This is a genomic window from Vibrio sp. 704 (genome assembly GCF_033339295.1).
Genome location: NZ_JAWOUH010001093.1, coordinates 1 through 502 on the forward strand (window position 1 = coordinate 1; position 502 = coordinate 502).

The following is a 502-nucleotide window of genomic DNA, read 5'->3' on the forward strand; positions in this document are numbered from 1 at the left end:
GTTAGGTGGACGCTTTTCAAGAAAGGCGCGTACGCCTTCTGTTTGATCTTCGGTATCAAATAAATCGAGGAATAATTCACGCTCTTTCATTAAGCCGTGTTTGAGTGGCGCAGAGCGCATGTTTTGAATCAAAATTTTGCACGCGGCGACCGACGAAGGCGATTGATTTGCAACCGACTCAGCCATCGCAATCGCTTTACTTAAGGCTCCCCCTTTTGGCACTAACTCCTCCGCTAGGCCTAGTTCTTTTGCCAGAGAGGCGCAGATTTGTTCGCCGCAAAGAATCATGCGTTTCGCCCATCCTTCGCCAACAAGCGCGGTGAGATTTTGTGTGCCACCAGCGCAAGGAAGCAGCCCAACTTTCGCTTCTGGCAGCGCGAGTATGGCTTGCTCTTCGACCACTCGAATATCACACGCCAACGCCACTTCTAGCCCACCACCCATGGCATAACCATTAATGGCAGCAATAGATACACCTCGAAACTCGGAGAGGGTTTCAAAT

At 50.6% G+C, this 502-nt stretch carries 1 protein-coding gene; it reads right to left on the reverse strand.

Going from position 1 to position 502, the window contains the following annotated elements; all coding sequences use genetic code 11:
* Window positions 1-502, reverse strand: a 502-nt coding sequence (locus tag R7R24_RS30825; RefSeq protein WP_318120731.1) for an enoyl-CoA hydratase-related protein, incomplete at both ends; no start/stop codon positions are given.